Below are 19,837 nucleotides of genomic sequence, written 5' to 3' on the forward strand. Positions count from 1 at the left end.
ATATGACCGCAGAGGTCAGAGCGTCCACCAGCACCGCCAGGCAGAGTGTCAGCTGGAGATCTCGTCCGCCAGTGCGCGCAGCGCGAGCCGGTACGAACCGATGCCGAAGCCCGCCACCGTGCCGGTCGCCACGGCCGCGATGACCGAGGTGTGCCGGAACTCCTCGCGTGCGTACGGGTTCGAGATGTGCACCTCGATCAGCGGCGCCGTGCGCTGCGCGGCCGCGTCCCGCATGGCGTACGAGTAGTGGGTGAAGGCCCCCGGGTTGATGACCACGGGGATCTTCCCGTCCGCCGCCTCGTGCAGCCAGCGCACGAGCTCGCCCTCGTCGTTGGTCTCCCGGACCTCGACGTCGAAGCCGAGCTCCTCGCCCAGGGTGCGGCAGCTCTCGACCAGTCCGGCGTACGAGGTGGCCCCGTACACGTCGGGCTCGCGCGAGCCCAGCCGGCCGAGGTTCGGACCGTTCAGCACGAGCACCGGGCGGCTCACGCGGACACCTCCCCGTAGGCGGCGATCAGGTGCGCCGGGTCGGGGCCCTCCAGGACGGTCGGCTTGGCCAGTCCGTCGAGGACGATGAAGCGCAGCAGGTTGCCCCGGGACTTCTTGTCGACCTGCATGGTCTGGAGCAGCTTGGGCCACTGGTCGCCGCGGTAGGTGAGCGGCAGCCCGACGGCGGCGAGGATCTCCTTGTGCCGGTCGGCGGTCGCGTCGTCGAGCCGGCCCGCGAGCCGGCCGAGTTCGGCGGCGAAGACCATGCCGACCGAGACGGCCGCGCCGTGCCGCCACTTGTAGCGCTCGTTCTTCTCGATGGCGTGCGCGAGGGTGTGGCCGTAGTTGAGGATCTCGCGCAGCCCCGACTCCTTGAGGTCGCTGGAGACCACGTCGGCCTTGACCTGGATGGAGCGCACGATGAGCTCGGCGGTGTGCGGGCCCTGCGGCGTGCGGGCCGCCTGCGGGTCCTCCTCGATCAGGTCGAGGATCTTCGGGTCGGAGATGAATCCGGCCTTGATGATCTCGGCGAGGCCGCTGACGTAGTCGTTGACCGGCAGCGAGTCCAGCGCCGCGAGGTCGCACAGCACACCGGCCGGCGGGTGGAAGGCGCCCACCAGGTTCTTGCCCTCGGCGGTGTTGATGCCGGTCTTGCCGCCGACGGCGGCGTCCACCATCGCGAGGACGGTGGTCGGTACGGCGACCCAGCGCACCCCGCGCAGCCAGCTGGCCGCGACGAAGCCCGCGAGGTCGGTGGTGGCTCCGCCGCCGACGCCGACGATGACGTCGGTACGGGTGAAGCCGGACTGGCCGAGGGCCTTCCAGCAGTAGGCGGCGACCTCGATGGTCTTGGCCTCTTCGGCGTTCGGCACCTGGATGGCGACCGCCTCGTAGCCCTGCTCGGCGAGGTCGTCGCGCAGCGCCTCACCGGTCGAGGCGAGCGCCTCGGGGTGGATCACGGCGACCCGCTGGGCCTTCGTACCGATCAGGGAGCCGAGCTCGCCGAGCAGTTGCCGCCCGACGAGCACGTCGTACGCGTCGTGTCCGGCGCTCGCGCCGACCTGGATCCGCGTCACCTGGTCTGTCATACGTCCTTCATCTCCAGAGCGTCGAGGACCGCCTGGGCGACCTCTTCGGGGGTGCGGTCGTCGGTGGCCACCACGACGCGCGCGACTTCGGTGTAGAGGGGGCGCCGCGCGTCCATCAGCTCGCGCCACTGGCGGCGCGGGTTGACGGCGAGCAGCGGGCGCGCGGCGCCGAGGCCCACGCGCCGTACGGCTTCCTCGACGTCCATCGACAGGTAGGCGACGGGCAGGCCGGTGAGCAGCTTGCGGGTCCCCTCGTCGAGGACGGCGCCGCCGCCGAGGGCGAGGACTCCGGTGTGCTCGGCGACGGCGGCGGCGACCGCCTCCCGCTCCAGCTGACGGAAGTACGGCTCGCCCTCGTCGACGAAGAGGTCGGAGATCTCCCGGCCCTGGGCCGCGACGATGTCCGCGTCGGTGTCCCGGTAGGGGACGCCGAGCCGCTCGGCGAGCAGCGCCCCCACCCTGGACTTGCCGGACCCCATGGGGCCGACGAGGACGACCAGTGGTCCGCCCGTCACCGGATCTGCAGGTTGTCGAGGTACGACCGGACGTTGCGGCGGGTCTCCGGGACCGAGTCGCCGCCGAACTTCTCGACGACGGCGTCGGCCAGCACGAGGGCGACCATGGCCTCGGCCACGATGCCCGCGGCCGGGACGGCGCAGACGTCGGAGCGCTGGTGGTGGGCCACCGTCGCCTCTCCGGTCGCCACGTCCACGGTCGCAAGCGCCCGCGGGACGGTCGCGATGGGCTTCATCGCGGCCCGGACGCGCAGCAGCTCACCGGTGGTCAGACCGCCCTCGGTGCCGCCGGCGCGGCCGGAGGTGCGCTTGAGGCCCTCGGGGGTGGAGACGATCTCGTCGTGCGCCTTGGAGCCGGGCACGCGGGCGAGCTCGAAGCCGTCACCCACCTCGACTCCCTTGATGGCCTGGATGCCCATGAGGGCGCCGGCCAGGCGCGCGTCGAGGCGGCGGTCCCAGTGCACGTGCGAGCCGAGGCCGACGGGGACGCCGTAGGCCAGCACCTCGACGACGCCGCCGAGGGTGTCGCCGTCCTTGTGGGCCTGGTCGATCTCCGCGACCATCGCCTTGCTCGCGTCGGCGTCGAGGCAGCGCACCGGGTCGGCGTCGAGCTTCTCGACGTCGGCCGGGGTCGGGTAGACGCCGTACGGGGCCTTGGCCGCGGCCAGTTCCACCACGTGCGAGACGATCTCGATGCCGGCGACCTCCTTGAGGAAGGAGCGGGCGATCGCGCCGAGGGCGACGCGGGCGGCGGTCTCGCGGGCGCTGGCGCGCTCCAGGATCGGCCGGGCCTCGTCGAAGCCGTACTTCTGCATGCCCGCGAGGTCGGCGTGGCCGGGGCGCGGGCGGGTGAGCGGCGCGTTACGGCCGGTGTCCTTGAGCAGCGAGGGGTCCACCGGGTCGGCCGACATGACCGTCTCCCACTTGGGCCATTCGCTGTTGCCGACCATGACGGCCACGGGCGAACCCAGCGACAGGCCGTGCCGGACGCCGCCCAGGAAGGTGATCTCGTCCTGCTCGAACTTCATCCGGGCACCGCGGCCATAGCCGAGCCGGCGCCGGGCCAGGTGGTCGGCCACCAGCTCGGTGGTGACCGGGACGCCGGCGGGAAGGCCCTCCAGCGTCGCTACCAGTGCCGGTCCGTGCGACTCCCCGGCGGTCAGCCAACGCAACCTGCTCAACGATGCTCCTCATGCTCGCGCCTGGTACAGCGACGGCGCGATCAGGGTGCGCGGCCCGGACCCGCCTCACCCGAATCCTCCCATGTCCGGAGCGGTTTCCCGGGCCCCGGTCCAGCTATCGGACGCCCGGCCGGTCAGCGGACCCGGCTGCGGCGCCCGCGGAGCCAGCTGATCCCCGTCCACACGCCGACGGAACCTATGAGTCCGAAAACGGTGGCCTTGGCCCAGAGGGGCAGGTCTCCGAAGGCCACCCTGACGAGGCTGAACAGCGCGAAGGGGAGGTCCCACTTCGACGCGAGTACCTGCTCCGTGTCCGCCCCGCCCATCCCGTCCCCCTGTGAATATGCAGGTGAACAGCCTAACGGGTGACATTACCGGCGAGTATCCGATTTCCCGCCAAGATCGTCGGAATTGGCGGGATCTCCCTGCGGTGCCGGAACCTCAGTGGGATCCGGCCAGGGCCGCGAGGCCCGCGCGCCGCATCACCTCGAGCGGCGCCGGGGAGCGGCCGGTCATCTGCTCGACCTGGAAGACCGCCTGGTGCACGAGGAGGTCCAGGCCGCCGAGGAGCCTGCCCTCGCGCTGCGACCAGGCGGCGGCGAGGGCCGTGGGCCAGGGGTCGTAGAGGACGTCGAAGAGGGTGCCCGGGGCATCGGGCACGGCGGCGGCCAGTTCGTCGGTGGCCCCGGCCGGGGTGGTGGCGATGACCAGGGGCGCGGCGAGCGCTTCGGCCGCCTCGGACCAGTCGGCCGTGCGGACGGGGACGCCGAGCCGCTCGCCCCACTGCCGCATCTCGTCGGCGCGCCCCCGCGAGCGGACGTACACCGTGACCTCGCCGGAGCAGATCCGGGAGAGCGCGGCCAGCGCCGAGGAGGCGGTGGCTCCGGCGCCGAGGACGGCGGCCGAGGACACCTTCTCGACGCCGCGCTCGTGGAGCGCGGCGACGATGCCGGGGATGTCCGTGTTGTCACCGAGGCGCCGGCCGTCCCCCGTGAGGACGACGGTGTTGACCGCCTCGACCGAGGCGGCCGTGTCGCTGATGCCGTCCAGGAGCGGGATGATCGCCCGCTTGAGCGGCATCGTCAGCGACAGCCCGGCCCACTCGGGCCCGAGTCCGGCGACGAACTCCGGGAGCGCGGCCTCGTCGATCTCGAAGCGGTCGTACGACCAGTCGTCGAGGCCGAGCTCCCGGTACGCGGCGCGGTGCAGCACTGGTGAGAGGGAGTGCTCGATGGGCGAACCCAGCACCGCGGCCCTTATGCGTGACATGTCCTGCTATCCGCCGTTCTTCTGCTTCTGCCGTTCCTGGAACTCGGCGACGAGCTTGAGGTGCTCGTCGTAGGTCTTGGTGAAGGTCGTCGTGTTGCCGTCGACCGACACGAAGAACATCCAGCCGCCGTGATCCGGGTTGAGCGTAGCGGTCAGCGCGTCCAGCCCCGGGTTCCCGATCGGGCCGACGGGCAGCCCCTTGATGAAGTGCGTGTTGTAGGGGTTGTTGAACGCCTGGGCTTCCTTGAGGTTGAAGTTGATCTCGCTCTGGTTCTTGACGTAGTTGTACGTCGAGTCGAACTCGATCTTCTGGTTCGTGACGTCGTTGGTCTTCTTCATGCGGTTGTAGACGACCTCGGACATCTTGCGGAAGTCGTCGTGGTTCTTGCCCTCGGCGTTGACGAGGCTGGCGACCGTGACCACCTGGAGCGGGTTGTCCAGACCCAGTTCCTTGGCCTTGCCCTCGACGCCCAGCTCCGTGTACTTGGCGGTCGCGTTCTTGACCATCTCCTTGAGCAGGGACTCGGGAGTGCTGTCCTTGCCCAGGTCGTAGCGCGTCGGGTAGAGGAAGCCTTCGAGCGGGTCGATCAGCTTCGGGTCGTTGCCCGCCCAGGCAGGCAGGCCGAGGTTCTTGGCCTCGCGCAGCGCGATTTCCTTGGTGGTGCCGGCGGGCTTGCCCAGCTTCTTGTCGATCGCGTCGTACACCTTGGTGTTGCGCATGCCCTCGGTGACGGTGATGACGTTGAGCTTGGACGGGTCGATCATCAGCGCGACGGCGGCCGCAGCCGACATCTTCTTGTTCATCGGGTAGGTGCCGGGCTGGATCAACTTGCCCTTGGGGTTGTTGTTCGCGGCGTCGACGAAGGCCTGGGCGCTGGCGACCACGCCGGCGTCCTTGAGAATGCGGCCCATCTGCCCCAGGAGCGCGCCCTTGGGGATCTCCACGTCGACCAGCTCGTCCGTGCCCTCGCCCGCGAAGTCCTCGGCGGCGCCGAACCTGGCCTTGAGGTAGCTGTAGCCGTAGTAGCCGCCACCGCCGACCACGCCGATGATGACGACGGCGGCGATCAGGCAGGCCATGCCGCTGCGCTTCTTCTGCTTGCCGCCCTTCGAGCGGCCGCCGCGGCTACCGTCGCCGGGCTCGTCACCGTCGTCGTCGCCGTCGCGACCGCCGCCGGCGAGGAAGCCGCCCTCGGGCTCCTCGGCCTCCTCCTCGGCCGGTTCCGGCTCCAGGTGGCGCCGGCCCGGGGGCTGCGGCGGCGGGTAGGCCTCGGGCGTGGTGTAGAGGTCGGGGGACTCACCGGGGTAGCCGGAGACGGACTGCTGCGCATACGGGTCCGCGCCCACGTAGGGGTCGGCCTGCACGGCGGCCGCGTACTGGCCCTGGCCGGTGTCCCAGCCCTGGGTGTCGTACACCGGCTGCTGGGGGTGGGGCTGCGCCTGCTGCGGGGCATAGGCCTGCTGCGGGGCGTAGGCCTGCTGCTGGGCGTACGCCTGCTGCTGCAGGGCATAGGCCTCCTGCTGCGCGGCGTACTGCTGCTGGTCCGGGTACTGCTGCTGGTACTGCTGTTGCTGGTACTGCTGCTGCCCGTACTCCGGGTACTGCTGCTGGTACTCCTGGGGGTACTGCTGCTGGTACTGGGGCTCCTGTGGGTACTCCTGCTGGGGCGCACCGCCGTAGGGCACCTCGCCCTGCTGGGTCTGGTGCCCGGTCCACCCCTGGTCCCCGTACAGGGGATCCTCGGGGTGCCAGGGTTCGGGGCCACGGCCCCGGCCATACTCAGTCATCGGTCCCCTAGAGCCGCGAGACGGAGGCCACGGACTCCGTCGTCCGTGGCACCCGGTTCCGCCTCTTTGACGGTGGGCGACGGCTGTTCGAATGCCGTCTCATCGCGCGGAACGTTACCGTATCGCGATCAGACAACCACTTCGACGCACTCACCGGGCGGATTACCTGATACCCGTTCGGTCTCAAGAGCGTTCTGAAGGATCACCACAGCGGCTGCCTGATCGATGACCGACCGGCCCTTTTTGGCGTTCTTCCCGGAGGCCCGAAGTCCCTGTGCGGCGGTGACCGTGGTCATCCGCTCGTCGACCAGACGGACCGTCACCGGCTTGATGCCCTTGGCGAGTTCGTTCGCGAAGGCACGCACCTTGGCCGCCGCCGGCCCCTCCCGCCCGCTGAGCGAGCGGGGGAGGCCGACCACGACTTCGAGGGGCTCGTACTCCTCGACGAGCTGCCGCAGCCGCCGGTGGGCGAAGGGGATGTCCCGGCCCGGGACGGTTTCCACCGGTGTGGCGAGCACCCCGTCGGGGTCGCACGAGGCGACCCCGATCCGGGCGTCCCCGACGTCGATGGCGAGCCGGCGGCCGCGGCGCAGCGTCATCGTCAGGCCGTCTCGACGACGAGGCGCTCGACGGCGCTGATGGCCTCCGGGATGGCGGCCGGGTTCTGGCCGCCGCCCTGGGCGACGTCCGGCTTGCCGCCACCGCCGCCGCCGAGGGTCTTGGCGGCCGTACGGACCAGGTCGCCGGCCTTGAGGCCGCGCTCGCGGGCCGCCTCGTTGGTGGCGATGACCGTCAGCGGGCGGCCGCCCGCCACGGTGAACAGGGCCACGACCGCCGGACGGTCGCCGGGGATCCGGACGCGGACGTCGAGGACCAGCTTGCGCAGGTCGTCGGCGCCGATGCCGTCCGCCACCTGGCCGACGACGAGGGCGACGCCGTGGATGTCCTGGGCGTTCGCGGCGAGACCGGCGGCGGCCTGCAGGACCTTCTCCGCGCGGAACTTCTCGATCTCCTTCTCGGCGTCCTTCAGCTTGCCGAGCATGGAGGCGATCTTCTCCGGCAGCTCCTCCGGACGGCCCTTGACCAGCTCCTGGAGCTGGGCGACGACCGTGTGCTCCTTGGCGAGGAAGTTGTACGCGTCCACGCCCACGAGGGCCTCGACGCGGCGCACGCCGGAGCCGATGGAGGACTCGCCGAGCAGCTTCACCAGGCCCAGCTGGGAGGTGTTGCCGACGTGCGTGCCGCCGCACAGCTCCTTGGAGAAGTCGCCGATGGTGACGACGCGCACGCGCTCGCCGTACTTCTCGCCGAACTCGGCGATGGCGCCCTGCTTCTTGGCCTCGTCGATGCTCATGATCTCGGCGGTGACGTCCAGCTCGCGCGAGAGCACGTCGTTGATCTTCTGCTCGACGTCGGTGAGGACCGAGCCGGGAACGGCGTTCGGCGAACCGAAGTCGAAGCGGAAGCGGCCCGGGGAGTTCTCCGAACCGGCCTGGGCGGCGGTCGGGCCGAGGGCGTCGCGCAGCGCCTGGTGGGTCAGGTGGGTGGCCGAGTGGGCGCGGGCGATGGCCCGGCGTCGCTTGACGTCGATGGCGGCGTACGCGGAGGCACCCACCGTCACCTCGCCGACCTGGACGGAGCCCTTGTGCACGGAGACGCCGGGGACGGGCTGCTGGACGTCGCGGACCTCGATGACGGCGCCCGTGTCGAGCTTGATGCGGCCCTGGTCGGCGAGCTGGCCGCCGCCCTCCGCGTAGAAGGGGGTGCGGTCGAGGACGACCTCGACCTCGTCGCCCTCGGAGGCGGCGGGCGCGGAGACGCCGTTGACCAGGAGGCCGACGATGGTGGACTCGCCCTGGTTGGTGGCGTAGCCGGTGAACTCGGTGGCGCCGGCCCGGTCCGCGATCTCGCGGTACGAGGAGACGTCGGCGTGGCCGGTCTTCTTGGCCTTGGCGTCGGCCTTGGCCCGGTCGCGCTGCTCCTGCATCAGGCGGCGGAAGCCGGTCTCGTCCACGGAGAGGCCCTGCTCGGAGGCCATCTCCAGGGTGAGGTCGATCGGGAAGCCCCAGGTGTCGTGGAGCAGGAACGCCTTGTCGCCGGAGAGGACGGTGCCGCCGGCGGCCTTGGTCTCGCTCACGGCGGTGTCGAGGATGTTCGTGCCGCCCTTGAGGGCCTTCAGGAAGGCGGCCTCTTCGGCGAGCGCGACGGTCTCGATGCGCTTGCGGTCGGTGACCAGCTCCGGGTACTGCTGCCCCATCGTGTTGATCACGACGTCGACGAGGTCCTGGACGACCGGGCCGGTGGCGCCCATGAGGCGCATGTTGCGGATGGCGCGGCGCATGATGCGGCGCAGCACGTAGCCGCGGCCCTCGTTGCCGGGGGTGACGCCGTCGCCGATGAGCATGGTCGAGGTGCGGATGTGGTCGGCGACCACGCGCAGCGAGACGTCCGTGCCGTGCTCGGCGCCGTACCGCACGCCGGTCAGTTCGGTGGCCCGGTCCATGACCACGCGCAGGGTGTCGGTCTCGTACATGTTCTGCACGCCCTGCAGGATCATCGCGAGGCGTTCGAGGCCGAGACCCGTGTCGATGTTCTTCGACGGCAGGTCACCGAGGATCGGGAAGTCTTCCTTCCCGTCGCCGGCGCCGCGCTCGTACTGCATGAAGACCAGGTTCCAGATCTCCACGTAGCGCTCGTCGTTGACGGCCGGGCCGCCCTCGACGCCGAACTCGGGGCCGCGGTCGTAGTTGATCTCCGAGCACGGGCCGCAGGGGCCCGGGACGCCCATGGACCAGAAGTTGTCCTTCTTGCCCAGACGCTGGATGCGCTCGGCCGGCACGCCGATCTTCTCGCGCCAGATCTGCTCGGCCTCGTCGTCGTCGAGGTAGACGGTGATCCAGAGCTTCTCCGGCTCGAGGCCGTAGCCGCCGTCCGCCACGGAGCTGGTGAGCAGCTCCCAGGCGTACTTGATGGCGCCTTCCTTGAAGTAGTCGCCGAAGGAGAAGTTCCCGCACATCTGGAAGAACGTGCCGTGGCGGGTGGTCTTGCCGACCTCTTCGATGTCCGGCGTACGGACGCACTTCTGCACGCTCGTGAGCGTCGGCGCCGGAGGCTTGACCTCGCCCAGGAAGTAGGGCTTGAACGGCACCATGCCCGCGGGCACCAGCAGCAGAGTCGGGTCGTCCGCGATGAGCGACGCCGAAGGGACAACGGCGTGACCGCGCTCCTCGAAGAAGCTCAGCCAGCGGCGGCGAATTTCAGCCGACTCCATCAGTGGTCCTCATTCCGGTCGTACGAAAACGTTGGTCGGTGGGTGGTGTGGTCGTTCTCGATGGCCCGCAGCCGCCGCGGCCCGGGAAGGGCGGTGACGTTGTCGGGCCGGTCGGGGTCCTGGTGGAGCCCCAGTGCGTCGTTCAGCTCGTCCTCGCGCTGCGTCATTCCCGCTTTGACGTCGAGGGCGAAGTCCTTGAGGCGGTGCCCCGCCTCCACGGCCTTGTCGGCCGCCTGGGCTGCGAGACTCTCCGGCGTCAGCTTCTTGAGCTGACGGTTGACCTTGGTGGTGGCCCACACGCCGGCGGCTGCGCCGGCGGTGAACCAGAAGGCTCGGCGGAACATCGGCGGTCTCAGCCCTTCTGCTTCCGGCGCCGGGCGGGCGGCACCGTACGGCCAACGATCACGTTACGTCGGGATGCCTTCGGCGGCATGCCGCCCGACGCCGCGGCATCCCCCTTGCCCAGCGCCTTGCGGACGCCGTAGCCGAAGGCCGCGACCTTCACCAGGGGCCCGCCGAAGGCGGTGGCCACGGTGGAGGACAGTGCGGAGGCGTTGGAGGTGACCTCCTGGACGTCGCTCGCGATGGCGTCGACCCGGTCCAGCTGGGTGCGCGCGGAGCGGACGGTCGTGGAGGCGTCGGCCAGCAGCGGAACGGCCTGGTCGGTCACGTCGGCCACCAGCTTGGTGGTCGCCTTGAGCACCTGGGCCAGCCTCACCAGCGCCACGGCGAGGAAGGAGATCAGGATGGCCCAGAAGACGGCCACGATGATCCCGGCCACCTCTACACCGGACACGTCACACCGCTCTCTGTCTGCGCCTGAACTGCCGGCTGCACCGATTCCCCAATGGTCCTCCGACCCTATCGCGCCGGGGATCCCCGGCCGTACCGGAATAGGGGGTCGGGAGGCACCGCCTTGAACGCAGCGCATCCGGACCAGTACCCTCCGTGTCCCATGCGACACAGACCCCTGCGAGACAGGCCCTGGGGCAATCTTCCCTCGGAGCTGGGCCGGTTCATCGGGCGGGGTGCCGAACTCGCCGAGCTGGGGCGGCTCCTGGACTCCTCCCGGCTCGTGACGGTGACCGGCGTGGGCGGGGTGGGCAAGTCCCGGCTCGTGCTCGCGGCCGCCCGGTCGGCCGCCGAGGCCGCGCAGGGGGCTTGGGGAGCGGAGGGGACGCTCGCGGCACGGGCGGCGCAGGAACGAAACGGCGACGGGGTGTGGCTGGCCGAGCTGGCCTCCGTACGGGATCCCGCGCTGCTGGAGCTGACCGTCTCCGAGGCGCTCGGGCTGACCGACCACACCACCCGGCCGCCCCGGACCGTCCTGGCCGAACACCTGGCCGGACGGCGGCTGCTGCTGGTCCTGGACGGCTTCGAGCAGCTGGTCGACGAGACCGCGGACCTGGTGGGGGATCTGCTGCGCCGCTCCCCCGGCCTGCGGGTGCTCGCGGCGGGCCGGCGCCCGCTCGCCCTGGACGGGGAGCTGGCCTTCCCGCTGGCCCCGCCGGTCCCGGAGGAGGCGCTGGCCCTGCTGGCGGCGCGGGCCGGCGCCGCCGATCCGGCCTTCGCGGTGACGGCGGCGAACCGGGACGTGCTGGTCGAGGTGTGCGAGCGCCTCGACGGGATCCCGCTGGCCCTGGAGCTGGCGGCGGCCCGGCTGCGGACCCTGTCCCCCGTGCAGGTGCTGGCCCGGCTGGAGGACCGCTTCGCGCTGCTGACGGGCGGGGCGCGCGGGGCGCTGCCCCGGCACCGGGCGCTGCGTACGGCGATCGGCTGGAGCCACGAGCTGTGCACGCCCGCGCAGCGGCTGTTGTGGGCGCGGCTGTCGGTGTTCGCCGGGCAGTTCGACCTGGACGCCGCCGAGTACGTGTGCGCGGGGGCGGACGTGCCGGTGGAGGACGTGCTGGACCTCGTCGGGGAGCTGCAGGACCAGTCCCTGCTGGTCCGCGAGGAGACGGCCGCCGGGGTCCGCTTCCGGATGCTGGAGACCGTACGGGTGTACGGGGCGGGCTGGCTGGAGGCGCTGGGCGACGCCCGGCGGCTGCGCAGGCGGCACCGGGACTGGTACATGGGGCTGGCGACCTGGTGCGAGCTGGACTGGTTCAGCCCGCGCCAGCAGGAGGTCGCCGCGCTGGTGGAGGCGGAGCTGCCGAATCTGCGGCTCGCCCTGGAGTGCTGCCTGGACGAGCCGGACGAGCTGCACCTGGGCCGGTACCTGGCGGGCACCCTGTGGTTCTACTGGGCGGGCTGCGGGCGGCTGACGGAGGGGCGGCACTGGCTGGACCGGACCCTGGAGCCCGCGGGCGGGGCGCTGACGGAGTACGAGAACTCGCGGCTCAAGGCCCTGTGGGTGCTGGGCTACGTCGCGGCCCTGCAGGGGGACGCGGCGGCCTCGATGAGCGCCCTGTACGAGTGCCGGGACGCGGCGGCGCAGAGCGGGAACGCCCTCGCCTCGGCCTACGCGGTGCACCGGCTGGGCTGCCTGGCGCTGGTCTCGGACGACATGGCCCGGGCCCGGGAGCTGCTGGGCGCGGCGCTGGAGCAGTACCGGGCGCTCGGGGAGCTCAACAGCAACGTGCTGATGTGCCAGGTGGAACTGGGGATGGCGCTGGCCTTCCTCGGTGACCTGCCCGGCGCGCTCACGCTGTGCCGCGAGGTCCGGGAGATCTGCGAGGAGCGCGGGGAGCGCTGGACGAAGGCCTACGCGCTGTACGTGCTCGCGTACGCGGCCCTGGACGAGGGGGACGCGCAGGAGGCCCGGCGGCTGCTCAACGAGTGCGTGGCGATCAACCACGCCTTCCACGATCTGGTCGGGCTGGTGCTCGCGCTGGAGCTGCTGGCCCTGGTCACGGTCGCGGAGGGGGATCCGGCCGAGGCCGCGCTGCTGCAGGGCGCGGCGGAGCCGATGTGGGGCGGGGTGGGGCTGCAGCTGTTCGGCTCGGGCTACTTCAACGCCCCGCGGCTGATGTGCCTGGAGCGGGCGGGCGAGCTGCTGGGCGCCGAGCGGTACGCGGCGTACGCGGCCGAGGGGCGGGAGCTGAGCCGCGAGGCGCTGGTCGGGCGGGCACAGTGTGGCCCCGGCGAGCGCGGGGGCGCGGCCCGGGTGTCCCGGCAGGCGGGACGGGGCGGGGCGGGCGGCCCGCGGAGGTCGCGCCGCGCGGCGGCGGCGGACCAGCCGTAGGCCGCGAGGCGGGCGCAGGCCGCGGGTCGGGCGCAGGCGGCGAACCGGCCGTAGGCCGCGGGGCGGCGCGGCCCGTGAACGGGAAAACCCGCCGCCCCCCGGAGGGGACGGCGGGCTGACCAGCCAGTGAGACTAGGCCTGCATCAGCGGGCGTAGTACTCGACGACGAGCTGCTCGTCGCAGATGACCGGGATTTCCTTGCGGTTCGGGTCGCGGTCCAGGCGGAAGGCCAGGGCCTTCAGGTTGACCTGCAGGTAGCGCGGGGTCTCGCCCTCGCCTGCGTAGCCACCCTCACGGGCAACCTGGAACGGAACCTTCTCGCGGCTGCGCTCGCGCACGGTGATGACGTCGTCCGGGCGGACACGGAACGACGGCTTGTCGACCTTGTCGCCGTTGACCTCGATGTGGCCGTGAACGACCATCTGGCGGGCCTGGTAGATGGTGCGGGCGATGCCCGAACGCAGAACCAGGGCGTCGAGACGACGCTCGAGCTCGACGACAAGCGCCTCGCCCGTCTTGCCTTCGGCCTTCTTGGCGCGGTCGTACGCGCGGGCCATCTGACGCTCAGAGATGTCGTACTGAGCGCGCAGACGCTGCTTCTCCAGCAGACGAACCTTGTAGTCCGAGTTCTGCTTGCGGCCACGGCCGTGCTCGCCCGGCGGGTAGGGGCGGGCCTCGAAGTACTTGACGGCCTTCGGGGTCAGCGCAATGCCGAGGGCACGCGACTTCTTGACCTTGGGTCGCTTCTGGTTCACGTGGAACCTACCTCCATGTAAGTTAGGTGAGGCTTACCTTAGCGAGGAGGACGTAATGTCTCGACCACATGGGATCCCCCTGCCCAGTGCGCAGCGCAGTCCGGATTCAGACGAAACAGAATCCGCTTGCGCCGACGATAAGCAAGGTCAGCCGCGTCCCAGGGAAGGCGTTCGGCAGCTCACCGGAGCCGAACGCGTACGAACCCTCGTAGAGTCCAACGCCTCAGTATCCCTCACGCTCATCGGTGCTCGTGACAGTCACGAGCACGAGGAGTTCGGGACAGGGATGCCGGCCGCGCGGACCGTCACCCCGGACGGGGACGTGATTCTCCTTGTTTCCGGGGAATCCGCGGCTGCCAGAGCAGCCGCTCACGCCCAGGACGACGACCTCACCGCCGTGATCGAGATCACGGACGTGGCGCCGGTGTCCGTCCCACATCGTATCCGAGGTCGCGCCTGGCTGGCCGGGTGGCTGACGCCGGTGCGCGGTGACGACCGCGCGGCCTGCGCGGCGCTGCTCGCGGAGCGCCACCCGGTGGGCGAGCTGTTGGGCCTGTCGGAGGCCTCGGACCTCCCGTACTCGGCCCGCCCGGCGTGGATGATGCTGCGGCTGGAGGTCGGCGAGATCTCGGTGGACGACCTGTGGGGCGCCGAGCACGTGGACCCGGAGGACCTGGCCGCGGCGGAGCCCGACCCGATGGTCGCCCACGAGAGCGAGCTACTGCAGCACCTGCACGCGGCCCACGGGGACCGGATCGGCGAGCTGTGCGGCCTGCTCGGCCCGCGCGGGGCCCGGGGCATGAGCGCCGTCCCCCTCTCCCTGGACCGCCTGGGCCTGCGCGTCCGCTTCACCGGCGCCGCCGCCGGCTCCTTCGACGCCCGCTTCGACTTCCCGGAGCCGGTGACGGACGTCTGCGGCCTGCGGCGGGCGATGCACACGCTCTTCTCGGCGGCCTCTCACTGAGGGCACGCGGCCGGCCGGCCCGGCCGGCTGCGCCTTGGCCGTCCCGGCGTCGGGCGGAAACCCGGCCCCCCGTCACTACACGGCGCTCCGCGCCCGCGCCTCAAACGCCGGCGGGGCTGGAGGTTTCAGCCCCGCAGCCGTTCCCGGACCTTTTCCACCACGTCCGCGTAGCGGGCTTCGGCTCCGTAGCGCGTCGGCTCGTAGTACCGCTTCCCGTGCAGCTCGTCCGGTGCGTACTGCTGCGCCGCGATCGCGCCCGGGACGTCGTGCGGGTACACGTACCCCTGCGCGTGCCCCAGCTTCGCCGCGCCCTTGTAGTGCCCGTCCCGCAGGTGCGCCGGGACCGTCCCCGCCAGCCCGGCCCGTACGTCGGCCAGCGCCGCGCCGATCGCGGTCGTGGCGGTGTTCGACTTCGGGGCCAGCGCCAGCGCGATCGTCGCGTGCGAGAGGGTCAGTGCGGCCTCCGGGAAGCCGATCATCGCCACCGCCTGGGCCGCGGCCACCGCGAGCGGCAGGGCCGTCGGATCCGCGAGGCCGATGTCCTCGCTCGCCGAGATCATCAGGCGGCGCGCGATGAACCGGGGGTCCTCCCCCGCGTCGATCATCCGGGCGAGGTAGTGCAGCGCCGCGTCCACGTCCGAGCCCCGGATCGATTTGATCAGCGCGCTCGCCACGTCGTAGTGCTGGTCCCCGTCGCGGTCGTAGCGGACGGCGGCGCGGTCGACCGCCTCCTCGACCGTCTCCAGGGTGATCTCCGTCTCGCCCTTGGCGATGGCCGATCCGGCCCCGGCCTCCAGCGCCGTCAGGGCCCGCCGGGCATCGCCGCCGGCGATCCGCAGCAGGTGGGCCTCGGCGTCCGCCGGCAGGGTCACCGCCCCGCCCAGGCCCCGCTCCTCGGTGAGCGCGCGCCTCATCAGCGCGCTCAGGTCCGCGTCCGTCAGCGGTTCCAGCGTCAGCAGCAGCGAACGCGACAGCAGCGGGGAGATGATCGAGAAGTACGGGTTCTCCGTGGTCGCCGCGACCAGCGTCACCCAGCGGTTCTCGACGGCCGGGAGCAGCGAGTCCTGCTGCGCCTTGCTGAAGCGGTGGATCTCGTCGAGGAAGAGGACGGTCTCCTTGCCGTAGCCGCCGGCCGCGCGCCGGGCGCCCTCGATGACCGCCCGTACTTCCTTGACGCCCGCGGTGATGGCGGAGAGCTCCACGAAACGCTTCTGCGTGGCCTGGCTGACCACATACGCGAGCGTGGTCTTCCCGATGCCGGGCGGGCCCCAGAGGATCACCGACGAGGCACCGGCCGGGCCGCCGGCCCCGTCCCCGACCAGCCGCCGCAGCGGCGACCCGGGCTTCAGCAGGTGCTGCTGGCCGACGACCTCGTCCAGGGTGCGCGGACGCATCCGGACGGCGAGCGGGGAACTCGCGGGGTCCTTCTCCTGGCGTTCTTCGGCAGCGGCGGTGAACAGGTCTGGTTCCACACAGGAAGCCTATGCGAGCCCACCGACAGGCCCGCCCCGCCGTCGAAAAGCGGTCAGGAGGTCCAGAAGTCCCACCAGCGGGTCAGGATCAGCATTCCGATGATCCCGACGTGCAGCACCGGCAGCACCCAGGTGAACTCGTCGAAGAAGCCCTTCAGCCAGCCCGGAGCAGGCAGCAGGCCCTCGCGGACGTTGTGCGAGGTGACGTACCAGAACATGAAGATCGTGGCGACCCAGGCCAGGCAGCACCACAGGCAGAGCGAGTTGATGTTGTAGAGCGACTGGTAGGTGAGCCAGGCGCAGAAGACGACGCCGAAGAGGGTGCCCGCGTTCAGCGTCAGCCAGTACCAGGGGCGGAACCGGGCCCCGGCCAGCAGGCTCATGCCGACGCAGATCACGATGCCGTAGGCGACCAGTCCGAGCATGGGGTTCGGGAAGCCGAAGACGGCGGCCTGGTCGCTCTTCATGATGTTGCCGCAGGAGACGACCGGGTTCAGGCTGCAGCCCGGCGTGAAGTTCGGGTCCTCCAGCAGCTTGAACTTGTCGATCGTGATCACCCAGGCGGCCAGCAGTCCGGCGGCCCCCGTGATCACCAGCAGCAGGGCCAGCGCCCGGCTGCCGCCGACGGTCCCCCGGGCGGTGTCCGCGTCCGTACCTCGTGTCGTCGTCATACCGCCCGCTCCACATCTACAAGGTCAACAAGCACCGGCCATTGTGCCGTACCAAGCTGTGGGTCCAGTGGGAAGAGGCGGGGTCCGCTGTGCGGACCCCACCTCTTCCCATCGGATGACGGCCGGATCAGGCCAGCTTCGCCCGCAGTACGTCGACCACCTCGGCCAGCGCCACCGGGCCCTGCTCGCCGGACTCCATGTCCTTGACCTGGACCACGCCTTCCGCCAGGTCCCGGTCGCCCGCGACGATGGCGAAGCGCGCACCGCTGCGGTTCGCATCCTTCATCGCGCCCTTGAGACCCTTGCCGCCGTACGACATGTCCGCGGCGACGCCCGCCTTGCGCAGCTCCGTCACCAGCCCGAACACCTTCGGCTTGGACTCGCCCAGGGCCACCGCGAAGACCGCCGTGGTCGCCGGGATGTCCAGCTCGATGCCCTCCGCCTCCAGGGCCAGCACCGTGCGGTCCACGCCGAGCGCCCAGCCCACCGAGGGCAGCGCCGGTCCGCCGATCATCTCGGACAGGCCGTCGTAGCGGCCGCCGCCGCCGACCGCGGACTGCGCGCCGAGACCGTCGTGGACGAACTCGAAGGTGGTGCGGGTGTAGTAGTCGAGTCCGCGCACCAGCTTCTCGTCGTCCTCGAAGGCCACTCCGGCGGCCGTGATCAGCTCGCGGACCTCCTCGTGGTACGCCTTGCAGGCGTCGCACAGGTAGTCGCGCAGCACCGGGGCGCCGACCAGCTGCTTCTGCACGTCGGTCCGCTTGTCGTCGAGGACGCGCAGCGGGTTGATCTCGGCCCGGCGGACGGTCTCCTCGTCGAGGTCGAGGCCGCGCAGGAAGGTCTGGAGCGCCTCGCGGTAGACCGGGCGGCACTCCTTGTCGCCGAGCGAGTTCAGCAGGATGCGGAAGTTCGACAGGCCGAGCGTGCGGTAAGCCTGGTCGGCCAGGATGATCAGCTCGGCGTCCAGCGCCGGGTCCTCGGCACCGATCGCCTCGGCGCCCACCTGCGAGAAGTGGCGGTAGCGGCCCTTCTGCGGGCGCTCGTAGCGGTAGTACGAGCCGGAGTACCAGAGCTTGGCCGGAAGGTTGCCCTGCTTGTGCAGGCTGGCCTCCAGCGCCGCGCGCAGCACGGAGGCGGTGCCCTCCGGGCGCAGGGCGAGGTTGGTGCCGCCCTTCGTGGTGAGGGTGAACATCTCCTTGGTGACGATGTCGGTGGACTCGCCGACACCGCGCGCAAAGAGGTTCACGTCCTCGAAGCCGGGCGTCTCGATGTAGCCGTACCCGGCCTTGCGCAGCGGGGCGGAGATCGCGTCGCGCACCGCGAGGTACTTCGCCGAGAACGGCGGGATCAGGTCGTACGTGCCCTTGGGGGCCTTGAAGGTGCTCACGGAAGTCTCGTCACATTCCTCGTCGTGGAGCGGCTGTCGGGTCCGCTGCCAGGCCGGCGGCGACCTCCCGCAGGTACGGGTTGGTCGCGCGCTCGCGGCCGATGGTGGTCTGGGGACCGTGGCCGGACAGCACCACGGTCGAGTCGTCGAGCGGCAGGCACACGCGGCCCAGCGACTCGAGCATCTCGGCGTGGGAGCCGCCGGGCAGGTCGGTGCGTCCGATGGAGCCGGCGAAGAGCAGGTCACCCGAGAAGAAGACCGGCGGGATGTCGGCCAGCTCGGGCATCCGGAAGGTCACCGACCCCTTGGTATGCCCCGGCGCGTGCGCCACGGAGAAGTCCATTCCGGCCAATTTCAGCGCGGCGCCGTCGGCCAGTTCGCGGACGTCGTCCGGCTCCCCCACGGTCAGCTCGCCCATGAGCGGCATCCCGATGGAGCGGCCGAGGGCCTTCTCCGGGTCGCTCATCATGTAGCGGTCCTCGGGGTGGATCCAGGCCGGTACGTCGTGTGCTCCGCACACCGGGACCACCGAGGCCACATGATCGATGTGGCCATGGGTCAGCACGACCGCGACGGGCTTGAGCCGATGCTTCTTCAGCGTCTCCTCGACACCCTGGGCGGCCTGGTGGCCCGGGTCGATGATGACGCACTCCTCACCGGCGGCGGGGGCGACCACGTAACAGTTGGTCCCCCAGGCCCCTGCGGGGAACCCGGCAATCAGCACGTTCGTCCTCAATCGTCGTCCGGCGGGAGGCTGCAGGTCGGAATCCTGCTGCTCAGAGCCTACCGGCGCCGCTCATTACACAGCGAACCCATATACGGTACGGCCTATCCCAGCCCGGACAGCAGTACCAGACACGTACAAGGAGACGACCCCGTGGTCACGAGCGATCAGCGGCGGCGACAGCTCGCCAGGGAGAAGTACGAGCGCCAGCAGGCGCGCCGGGCCGAGGCCCGCAAGAAGGCGCGCCAGCGTATGGCGGTGATCGGCGCGGCGGTGGCCGTGGTGGTCGCGACGCTGGTCGGCCTGATCGCGGGCGGCGTCTTCAGCAAGGACAAGAAGGACCAGGCCGCGGACCCGGCCGCGAACCCGTCGGCCTCGCCGTCGGAGCCCGAGCCCAAGCAGTCCCCCTCGCCGGAGATGGCGATCGACCAGAAGGCGAAGTACACCTTCGCCCTCAAGACGACCGCGGGCGACATCAACTTCACGATGGACGCGGCGAAGACCCCGCAGACCGTCAACTCGTTCAAGTCGCTCGCCGACAAGAAGTACTTCGACAACACGAAGTGCCACCGGCTGACGGCCGGCGGGATCTTCGTGCTGCAGTGCGGCGACCCCGAGGGCACCGGCCGGGGCGGCCCGGGCTACAACATCCCGGACGAGAACCTGGACTCGCTCGGCAAGGCCAACGAGCAGGGTCAGGTCATCTACCCGGCGGGCACGGTCGCGATGGCCAACACGGGCCAGCCCGGCTCGGGCGGCAGCCAGTTCTTCCTGGTCTACAAGGACAGCCCGCTGGCGCCGTCGTACACCCCGTTCGGCAAGATCGACGCGGCCGGCCTGAAGGTCCTCGAGGAGATCGCCAAGGCCGGTACGGTCGACGGCGGCCAGGACGGCGCGCCGAAGACCGAGGTCAAGATCGAGAAGGGCACCGTCACCCAGAACTGACGGGATGCGGCAGCCCCGGGCCTTGCCGGCCCGCCCCCCGTACGCCGATATTCCGTCGTGCGGGATGCGGACAGCCGGCCCGGCGGTCGCCTATGTTGGCGTTGTGCAGGGCGGGCGCTGCCCGCCCCAGGAAA

19 protein-coding genes are annotated in these 19,837 nt (G+C 71.1%); 3 read left to right on the forward strand and 16 right to left on the reverse strand.

The annotated features are described in order from the left end of the window. Positions 1 to 48: 48 nt before the first annotated feature. The 11 genes from aroQ to OG472_RS11440 form a co-directional block, all read right to left on the reverse strand. A complete protein-coding gene (gene aroQ, locus OG472_RS11390) occupies positions 49 to 489 on the reverse strand; it encodes a type II 3-dehydroquinate dehydratase (protein ID WP_383572762.1) in 441 nt (146 codons plus the stop codon). Further along, complete coding sequence (aroB, locus tag OG472_RS11395; protein WP_383572764.1) at positions 486 to 1,577, reverse strand: 3-dehydroquinate synthase; 1,092 nt, start codon at positions 1,575 to 1,577, stop codon at positions 486 to 488. The genes aroQ and aroB overlap by 4 nt, the downstream gene beginning before the upstream one ends. After that, positions 1,574 to 2,092 (reverse strand): shikimate kinase, encoded by a 519-nt coding sequence (locus tag OG472_RS11400; RefSeq protein WP_405941376.1) that lies wholly within the window; start codon positions 2,090 to 2,092, stop codon positions 1,574 to 1,576. Before OG472_RS11400 ends, aroB begins: the two co-directional genes overlap by 4 nt. Continuing rightward, on the reverse strand, positions 2,089 to 3,273 hold the full coding sequence (gene aroC / locus OG472_RS11405) for a chorismate synthase (protein ID WP_361767794.1): 1,185 nt from the start codon (positions 3,271 to 3,273) through the stop codon (positions 2,089 to 2,091). The genes OG472_RS11400 and aroC overlap by 4 nt, the downstream gene beginning before the upstream one ends. 134 nt (positions 3,274 to 3,407) lie before the next feature. Next, positions 3,408 to 3,599 carry a hypothetical protein gene (locus tag OG472_RS11410; protein ID WP_401609388.1) on the reverse strand — a complete coding sequence of 64 codons (192 nt, stop codon included), beginning with the start codon at positions 3,597 to 3,599 and terminating at the stop codon, positions 3,408 to 3,410. A 115-nt stretch (positions 3,600 to 3,714) separates the two neighbouring features. Then, the gene (locus OG472_RS11415) at positions 3,715 to 4,542 is read right to left on the reverse strand and encodes a shikimate dehydrogenase (protein WP_405941377.1); all 828 of its coding nucleotides are present in this window, start codon (positions 4,540 to 4,542) and stop codon (positions 3,715 to 3,717) included. A gap of 6 nt (positions 4,543 to 4,548) precedes the next feature. Then, entirely contained in the window at positions 4,549 to 6,330 is a 1,782-nt protein-coding gene (gene mltG, locus OG472_RS11420; RefSeq protein ID WP_405829300.1) for an endolytic transglycosylase MltG, read from the reverse strand. Positions 6,331 to 6,458: 128 nt separating this feature from the next. Then, complete coding sequence (gene ruvX, locus OG472_RS11425) at positions 6,459 to 6,929, reverse strand: Holliday junction resolvase RuvX (RefSeq protein ID WP_150256582.1); 471 nt, start codon at positions 6,927 to 6,929, stop codon at positions 6,459 to 6,461. Positions 6,930 to 6,931: 2 nt separating this feature from the next. Further along, on the reverse strand, positions 6,932 to 9,601 hold the full coding sequence (gene alaS, locus OG472_RS11430) for an alanine--tRNA ligase (RefSeq protein WP_401609381.1): 2,670 nt from the start codon (positions 9,599 to 9,601) through the stop codon (positions 6,932 to 6,934). Beyond that, positions 9,601 to 9,945: a DUF6167 family protein gene (locus tag OG472_RS11435; RefSeq protein WP_362803126.1), complete on the reverse strand. Its 345-nt coding sequence runs from the start codon at positions 9,943 to 9,945 to the stop codon at positions 9,601 to 9,603. Before OG472_RS11435 ends, alaS begins: the two co-directional genes overlap by 1 nt. An 8-nt stretch (positions 9,946 to 9,953) precedes the next feature. Continuing rightward, complete coding sequence (locus OG472_RS11440) at positions 9,954 to 10,397, reverse strand: DUF948 domain-containing protein (protein ID WP_401609377.1); 444 nt, start codon at positions 10,395 to 10,397, stop codon at positions 9,954 to 9,956. A 159-nt stretch (positions 10,398 to 10,556) separates the two neighbouring features. Between OG472_RS11440 and OG472_RS11445 the strand changes: the two genes are divergently transcribed. Continuing rightward, the gene (locus tag OG472_RS11445) at positions 10,557 to 12,785 is read left to right on the forward strand and encodes an ATP-binding protein (protein ID WP_405941378.1); all 2,229 of its coding nucleotides are present in this window, start codon (positions 10,557 to 10,559) and stop codon (positions 12,783 to 12,785) included. A 143-nt stretch (positions 12,786 to 12,928) separates the two neighbouring features. Here the strand turns inward: OG472_RS11445 and rpsD are convergent, their stop codons facing one another. After that, on the reverse strand, positions 12,929 to 13,540 hold the full coding sequence (gene rpsD / locus OG472_RS11450) for a 30S ribosomal protein S4 (protein WP_008740451.1): 612 nt from the start codon (positions 13,538 to 13,540) through the stop codon (positions 12,929 to 12,931). A gap of 55 nt (positions 13,541 to 13,595) precedes the next feature. Here rpsD and OG472_RS11455 point away from each other — a divergent pair, with 55 nt between their 5' ends. Further along, positions 13,596 to 14,504: a DUF2470 domain-containing protein gene (locus OG472_RS11455; protein ID WP_405829306.1), complete on the forward strand. Its 909-nt coding sequence runs from the start codon at positions 13,596 to 13,598 to the stop codon at positions 14,502 to 14,504. 125 nt (positions 14,505 to 14,629) lie between these two features. On the opposite strand, the gene OG472_RS11460 is transcribed toward OG472_RS11455, so the two are convergent. The 4 genes from OG472_RS11460 to OG472_RS11475 all read right to left on the reverse strand — a co-directional run bounded on the left by OG472_RS11460 (position 14,630) and on the right by OG472_RS11475 (position 18,758). Then, positions 14,630 to 15,976, reverse strand: coding sequence for a replication-associated recombination protein A (locus tag OG472_RS11460; RefSeq protein ID WP_405941379.1), 1,347 nt, complete (start codon positions 15,974 to 15,976; stop codon positions 14,630 to 14,632). A gap of 53 nt (positions 15,977 to 16,029) precedes the next feature. Next, positions 16,030 to 16,647 carry a vitamin K epoxide reductase family protein gene (locus OG472_RS11465; RefSeq protein ID WP_401609369.1) on the reverse strand — a complete coding sequence of 206 codons (618 nt, stop codon included), beginning with the start codon at positions 16,645 to 16,647 and terminating at the stop codon, positions 16,030 to 16,032. Between the two features lie 127 nt (positions 16,648 to 16,774). Continuing rightward, positions 16,775 to 18,034 (reverse strand): histidine--tRNA ligase, encoded by a 1,260-nt coding sequence (gene hisS / locus OG472_RS11470; protein WP_401609366.1) that lies wholly within the window; start codon positions 18,032 to 18,034, stop codon positions 16,775 to 16,777. Between the two features lie 10 nt (positions 18,035 to 18,044). Beyond that, the gene (locus tag OG472_RS11475) at positions 18,045 to 18,758 is read right to left on the reverse strand and encodes an MBL fold metallo-hydrolase (RefSeq protein ID WP_319721132.1); all 714 of its coding nucleotides are present in this window, start codon (positions 18,756 to 18,758) and stop codon (positions 18,045 to 18,047) included. A gap of 153 nt (positions 18,759 to 18,911) precedes the next feature. Between OG472_RS11475 and OG472_RS11480 the strand changes: the two genes are divergently transcribed. Further along, on the forward strand, positions 18,912 to 19,703 hold the full coding sequence (locus OG472_RS11480) for a peptidylprolyl isomerase (RefSeq protein ID WP_405941380.1): 792 nt from the start codon (positions 18,912 to 18,914) through the stop codon (positions 19,701 to 19,703). Positions 19,704 to 19,837: the final 134 nt, after the last annotated feature.

The sequence above is a fragment of the Streptomyces sp. NBC_00207 genome (assembly GCF_045160965.1).
Lineage (GTDB): Bacteria > Actinomycetota > Actinomycetes > Streptomycetales > Streptomycetaceae > Streptomyces.